The following is a 6,218-nucleotide window of genomic DNA, read 5'->3' as shown; positions in this document are numbered from 1 at the left end:
CCTTTCTCAGCGCGTCAATGCCGCCCTGGATATGACGGGCGTTGGCGATGCCGACGTCCTGCGCCGCTTGCACCGCCATCGCCGAGCGTTCGCCGAAGGCGCAGTAGAACAAAAGCTGCTTGCTGGTCGATCGGGCGAGCTCATTGAGCATGCCGCCGGCGGCGATGTTCTCCTGCAGCCTGGGATAGGGCAGATGGATGGCACCCGGGATGACGCCATGCCGCTCCCGCTCGGCGCTCTCGCGCAAATCGATCAAAGCCACGTCCGGCCTGCCGACAATCGCCAGCGCCTCGTCCGCCGTGACAGACCAGCCGCGCCCGGCGATCTCGTCCTGATGCAGCCCGACCTTCATGTTGGCCGGCACGGCGACGTCCATCATCTTCGGGTTGGCGAGCTTGAGGTTGTTCATGATCTCGACATACTCGTCCACCGACTTCACCTGCAGGCGCGGATTGAAGGCTTTCTCCTCTGCGATGGTCGAGACCGTCTCGCCCTTGTAGTCATGCGCCGGGAAGATCAGTGTCTCGTCGGGAAGCTTGAGCAGGCGGCCGAAGATCGATTCGTACTGCTGGCGCGGATCGCCGTTCTGGAAGTCGGTGCGGCCGGTGCCGCGAATGAGCAGCGTATCGCCGGTGAAGACCCGGTCCGGCAGGATGAAGCTGTAGGAATCGTCGGTGTGGCCGGGCGTGTAGATGACGTCGAGCGCCAGCCCCTCGATGGCCAGCTTGTCGCCGTCGGCCAGCCGCATCGACACCACGTCGGCCTTGGTCTGCTCGCCCATCACCGTGACGCAATGCGTCCGGTCGCGCAGCGCGCCGAGGCCGGTGATGTGATCGGCGTGCAGATGCGTGTCCACCGCCTTGACCAGCTTGAGGTCGAGTTCGTTGACCAGCTGCAGATAGCGCTCGACCTTTTCCAGCACCGGATCGATGATCAGCGCCTCGCCGCCCCGGCGGCTGGCCAGCAGATAGGAGTAGGTGCCCGATGCCGAATCGAAGAGCTGACGGAAAATCATCCCTGCTGCATGCCCCTTGCGCCTGCCGCCCGCGGCGCGATTTGCCGCGGCAGGAATGATACTAGGGCACGGTTCCCGTCCCTGCCAGTCGTACCAAGGTGCCAACCGGCGCATCCGCGGCCGGCACCTTCGGCCGCGGCATCGTCGACTTGCGGGCGATTATCGCCGCAGCACGGCGCTCAGAACGTCGCGGATCCCGATCGCGCCGACGAAGCGCGACTGCTCATCGAACAGCGCCACCGGCGCTGTCTGTGAGCGGTGCATGGCCAGCATCACCGTCTTCAGCGACGTGCCAGGCGTCGCCCAGAAGACCTGCGCCGTCTCCTCCGGCAGCCGCTCGACATCGGCACAGGACACCCACACCGCAGGCTTGCCGTCGCGTTCGGCGGCCGCCACCAGCCAGTGATCGTCGATCTTGAAGCGCGTCGTTTTGCGCCGGTCGAGCCATACCCAGCCGTCCTCGCCGTGGTCGAGGTCGCGGCGGTCGCGCATGACGTTCCAGGCCGTCAGCACCGACAGCGGATTCACGTTGGCGATGAAATCGCGGACATAGTCGTTGGCAGGCCTGAGCACGATGTCTTCCGGCGCGCCGGTCTGCACGATGCGCCCGCCTTCCATGATGGTGATGTGGCTGCCGATCTTCAGCGCCTCCTCGAGGTCGTGGCTGACGAAGATGATGGTCTTCTTCAGTTCCGCCTGCAGCTGCAGCAATTCGTCCTGCAGCTTGGTGCGGATCAGCGGATCGAGCGCCGAGAACGGCTCGTCCATCAACAGGATCGGCGCCTCGGTGGCGAAGGCGCGGGCCAGGCCGACGCGCTGCTGCATGCCGCCCGAAAGCTCATGCGCGTACTTCTTCGACCACTGGTCGAGATGGACGAGCTGAAGCTGCTTCCTGACCCGCTCCTTGCGCTCGGCCTCCGGCACGCCCGCGAGCTCGAGGCCGAAGCCGACATTTTCCTCCACCGTGCGCCACGGCAAAAGGCCGAACTGCTGGAACACCATCGCCACCTGCTTCTGCCGCAGGCGCCTGAGCGTCGCCTCGTCGCACGTGACGACATCGACCGTACGGTCGCCGTCCTTGACCAGAACCTGGCCGCGCGACACCACGTTGAGCCGGTTGACGGCTCTGAGCAGGGTCGATTTGCCGGAGCCGGACAGGCCCATGAGAACGGAAATCTCGCCCTCATGGATCGTCAGGCTGGCGCCCGCACAGCCAAGCACGTTGCCGGTCTTTTCGAGGATCTCGGCGCGGGTGGCGCCTTGGTCGATCAGCGCCAGCGAGCCGGCCTGGTCAGCGCCAAAGACGATGTCGACATTCTTGAAGTCAACGGCGACGGTCATTTCTTGCCTCCAACGCCAATGCGGGTCATCCGGTCGAGCACGATGGCGAGCACGACGATGGCGAGGCCGGCCTCGAGACCGAGGTCGATCTTGCGAGAGCCGAGCGCGCGGTTGATTTCGGTGCCGAGGCCGCCGGCACCAATGAGGGCGGCGAACACCACCATCGACAGCGACAGCATGATCGACTGCGTCAGGCCCGCCATGATCGTGGGCAAGGCAGAAGGCAGCTCTACCTTCCAGAGAAGCTGTCTCTTGGTGGCGCCGAACGCCTCGCCGGCCTCTACAATCGACTTCGGCACCGAAGTGACGCCGAGATGGGTAAGACGAACCGGAGTGGGAATGACGAAGATGATGGTGACGATAAGGCCGGGCGCGTTGCCAAGCCCGAACAGGGTCAGCACCGGGATGAGGTAGACGAAGGTGGGCAGCGTCTGCATCAGGTCGAGCACCGGCAGCATGAAGCGGTAGATCTTCGGCTTGTGCGCGGCCCAGATGCCGAGCGGCACGCCGATGGCCATCGAGGCGGCCGCCGCGGCAACCACCAGCACCAGCGTCTCCACGGTCTGCTTCCAGAGGTTCTGGTTCAGGATGAACAGCAGCCCGATAAAGACGGCTACCGCCAGCCCTCTCGATCGTTGCAGAAAATAGGCGAGCAGCGCGATCAACGCGATGAGGAAAACTGGCGGTATCAGCAGCAGCCCGTCCACCAGCCCGTCAAGCAGGAAATTGAGGCCGTTGGAGAAGGCCCTGAAAATGGTGTCGAAATTATCGGTGAGAAAGCCGAAGAAGGCCTTTCCCCACTGACCTATGGGTATCTTGTAGCCGACCAGGAATTTCGAAATAGGATCCATCTCGCCCCTCTTTGACTTGCCGCCTTTGCCGGACGGTCATCTTCTCACAGCTTAACGCATGTCGCCCAAAAGTGCGCAGCGGTTTTGGGAAACGACAGGCGGACAAACACTTTGAAGCGCGTCGCTTGAATCCGTCTCAGCGCGACGCGCATTAAGAAAAAGGGCAGCCTATTCTTGATTGGCTGCCCTTCCTGATCGGTCACGCCGAACGCAAGTCGGCTCAGCTCCCGAGCGCGGTCTTGACCGCGGCCGCCGCGTCGCCGCCATCGAAGGTGGTCACGCCGGCGATCCAGGGGGCGATTGCATCGGGATGCTTCTTCAGCCAGTCGGTCGCGACCGTGTTGGCGTCGCCGCCCTTGAGGATCGCGTCCATCATCTCGCCTTCCATGTCCAGGTTGAACTTCAGGTTGGCGATGAACTTGCCGGCATTCGGGCACTCGGTGGTGTAGCCCTTGCGCACGTTGGTATGCACGGTGGCTGCGCCGAAGCCGCTGTCGCCCATGCCCTCGAGATAGGTGATCTTCATGGCGCCCATCACCGGATGCGGCGTCCAGCCGAGGAAGGCAATCCACTCATTGCTTTTCATCGACTGCTCGGCCTGAGTCAGCATGCCGGCTTCCGAGGACTCGACCAGCTCGAAGCCCTCCAGATTGTCCTTCGGGTTCTTGATCATGTCGAGAATGATGCGGTTGCCGTCATTGCCGGCCTCGATGCCATAGATCTTGCCGCCGAACTTGTCCTTGAACTTGCCGAGATCGGTCAGCGTCTTGACGCCGGCGTCCGCCACATAGGTCGGCACGACGATGCCGTAGCCGGCCCCGCTGAGGTTTTCACTGATGGTCTCAACCGAGCCGTCGGCGGTGTAGTCCTTGATGTCGTTGGTCATCGACGGCATCCAGTTGCCGAGGAAGACATCGAGGTCGTTATTCTTCAGCGACGCATAGGTCACCGGCACCGAAAGCTGGATCACCTGCGGCTCATAACCGAGCGCGGTGAGCAGCACCGAAGCGAGGCCGGTGGTGGCCTGGATGTCGGTCCAGCCGACATCGGACAGGCGCACCGCCTTGCAGCTCGCCGGATCGCCGGCAAAGGCAGCGGTGGTGGACAGAAGAGCCGCCAGGCCAAGACCGGCGACGAAGGAATTCATACGCGACATTGATAATCTCCCATTGCGATTCTTTTTGGCACGGCGAAGTTACGGTCTGTGTCTCCGCCTTGTTTCGTCAGCCAAACACCATTTTGCTGCGGTTTCAAGCGTTGCCACATCACGATGAACGGCGCGCGCTGGCCGATCAGCGACACGCCGACGCTTTTCGGACAGCGCGGCTTTTTCAGGGGAATGCGACAGCGCCCCCTCCCCGCCGTGCTGCAACTCGGCTTAAAAGGCGGCATGGCCAAGCTCTATTTCAACTACGCGACGATGAACGCCGGCAAGACGACGATGCTCTTGCAGGCGTCCTACAACTACCGGGAGCGCGGCATGACCACCATGCTGTTCATCGCTGGACACTATCGCAAGGGCGACAGCGGGCTGATCTCGTCGCGCATCGGCCTCGAGGCCGAGGCCGAGATGTTTCGCGACGGCGACGACCTGTTCGCCCGTGTCGCTGAGCACCACGAGCACACCACTGTGCACTGCATTTTCGTCGACGAGGCGCAGTTCCTCGAGGAAGAGCAGGTCTGGCAACTGGCCCGTATCGCCGACCGGCTGAACATACCGGTCATGTGTTACGGCCTGCGCACCGATTTCCAGGGCAAGTTGTTTTCCGGTTCGCGAGTGCTGCTGGCCATCGCCGACGACCTGCGCGAGGTGCGCACCATCTGCCGCTGCGGCCGCAAGGCGACGATGGTCGTGCGGCTGGGTCCTGACGGCAAGGTGGCAAGGCAGGGCGAGCAGGTGGCGATCGGCAAGGACGTCTATGTTTCTCTCTGCCGCCGCCACTGGGAAGAGGAAATGGGCCGCGCCGCGCCCGACGACTTCATCGGCTTCGCCAGAACCTGAGCCGGCTGACTTGCGCTATTCCGGCCTCAAGCGCCTTGGACTACTGTTGTCCGCGGGGGCAGCATGAAAATCCTTCAGTTCACGCTCACTTGTCCGTTCCCACCACTGTCCGGCGGCGAGATCAGGTGCGCGGCCAACGCGCGGGCGCTCTCGGCGGTCGGCGAGGTTCTGACCGTAAGCCTGACCGGTTCGCCAGCGCAAACCTGGCTCTCCAATGTCAGGCACCTTGCCCTCGAGTCGGCGCGCCGCAACGGCGCCTGGCAAAGTCACAGGCCACATCCGACCATGCGCATCATGCCGGCCGACGAACTGGCCGAAGCCGACGCGCTTTGGCGGGCTTTCGCGCCCGATCTGGTGGTGGTCGAAAACATCGTGCTTGCGCAATTGCTTGACCTGGCGCCGCAGCATGGCGCGCGCACTGTCATTGACCTGCACGATATCGATTCCAAGACGGTGGCGGACGGCATTGCCGGGCTGCCGGTCTTGAAGCGGCTGCGGAAGGTGCGCGAGAACAGGCGCAGGATCAAGCAGGCGCGGGACGCCGACCGACATGCGGCGGCGGTGGCAGATCAGGTCTGGGTCTGCTCCGGGGTCGACCGGACGCTGCTTTCCGCCCTCGGCCCTACAGGCGACGTCAGGGTGATCGCCAATCCGATCCCCGAAGAAAGCGTGCTTTCCTTGCCGACAACGAGCCGTCGATACGAGGCACTGCGCCTTTGCTTCGTTGGCCATCTCGGCTATTTCCCCAACATCGACGCCGTCAAACAGATGGGCCGCAGGATGGCGCCGCATCTCGCCGCCTCGGGTCGCGACTGGTCGATCACCGTCGCCGGCAAGACCCCCGACAATCTCGTGCGCCGGATATGCGCCGAACACGGCCTTCGCCTTGTAGAAAACCCTGACAGCCTGCACGACCTGCTCGCCTCGGCGGGCTACGCGCCGATGCCGCTCCGCTACGGCGGCGGCACCCGCATCAAGGCGCTGGAAGCGATGGCGGCGGGGCTGGTCG

The 6,218-nt window shown here is 63.7% G+C and carries 7 protein-coding genes; 2 read left to right on the top strand and 5 right to left on the bottom strand.

Features of this window, described 5'->3' with window-relative positions; genetic code table 11:
- The 5 genes from EN745_RS27380 to EN745_RS36355 form a co-directional block, all read right to left on the bottom strand.
- Positions 1-1,015 (bottom strand): MBL fold metallo-hydrolase (locus EN745_RS27380; RefSeq protein ID WP_127422700.1); only part of this gene is annotated, 1,015 nt, incomplete at its 3' end.
- Positions 1,016-1,174: 159 nt separating this feature from the next.
- Positions 1,175-2,356: a choline ABC transporter ATP-binding protein gene (gene choV / locus EN745_RS27375; RefSeq protein ID WP_127422699.1), complete on the bottom strand. Its 1,182-nt coding sequence runs from the start codon at positions 2,354-2,356 to the stop codon at positions 1,175-1,177.
- Positions 2,353-3,207: a choline ABC transporter permease subunit gene (gene choW, locus EN745_RS27370; protein WP_126058638.1), complete on the bottom strand. Its 855-nt coding sequence runs from the start codon at positions 3,205-3,207 to the stop codon at positions 2,353-2,355. The genes choV and choW overlap by 4 nt, the downstream gene beginning before the upstream one ends.
- 220 nt (positions 3,208-3,427) lie before the next feature.
- Positions 3,428-4,363, bottom strand: coding sequence for a choline ABC transporter substrate-binding protein (gene choX / locus EN745_RS27365; RefSeq protein WP_126058637.1), 936 nt, complete (start codon positions 4,361-4,363; stop codon positions 3,428-3,430).
- A complete protein-coding gene (locus EN745_RS36355) occupies positions 4,351-4,509 on the bottom strand; it encodes a hypothetical protein (RefSeq protein WP_189347317.1) in 159 nt (52 codons plus the stop codon). Before EN745_RS36355 ends, choX begins: the two co-directional genes overlap by 13 nt.
- An 88-nt stretch (positions 4,510-4,597) precedes the next feature.
- Between EN745_RS36355 and EN745_RS27360 the strand changes: the two genes are divergently transcribed.
- Positions 4,598-5,209 carry a thymidine kinase gene (locus tag EN745_RS27360; RefSeq protein ID WP_126058636.1) on the top strand — a complete coding sequence of 204 codons (612 nt, stop codon included), beginning with the start codon at positions 4,598-4,600 and terminating at the stop codon, positions 5,207-5,209.
- Positions 5,210-5,272: 63 nt separating this feature from the next.
- Positions 5,273-6,218 (top strand): glycosyltransferase (locus EN745_RS27355; protein WP_127422698.1); only part of this gene is annotated, 946 nt, incomplete at its 3' end.

The sequence above is a fragment of the Mesorhizobium sp. M4A.F.Ca.ET.022.05.2.1 genome (assembly GCF_003998845.1).
In the GTDB taxonomy this organism is placed as follows: Bacteria; Pseudomonadota; Alphaproteobacteria; order Rhizobiales; family Rhizobiaceae; genus Mesorhizobium.
The sequence above is the reverse complement of the archived record's forward strand: the minus strand, read 5'-3'. Positions and strand labels throughout refer to the sequence as shown.

What these genes read in the sequence shown, in the direction of transcription:
- choV (WP_127422699.1), bottom strand. Translation starts at nt 2,356, where the DNA reads ATGACCGTCGCCGTTGACTTCAAGAATGTCGACATCGTCTTTGGCGCT.
- choW (WP_126058638.1), bottom strand. Translation starts at nt 3,207, where the DNA reads ATGGATCCTATTTCGAAATTCCTGGTCGGCTACAAGATACCCATAGGT.
- choX (WP_126058637.1), bottom strand. Translation starts at nt 4,363, where the DNA reads ATGTCGCGTATGAATTCCTTCGTCGCCGGTCTTGGCCTGGCGGCTCTT.
- EN745_RS27360 (WP_126058636.1), top strand. Translation starts at nt 4,598, where the DNA reads ATGGCCAAGCTCTATTTCAACTACGCGACGATGAACGCCGGCAAGACG.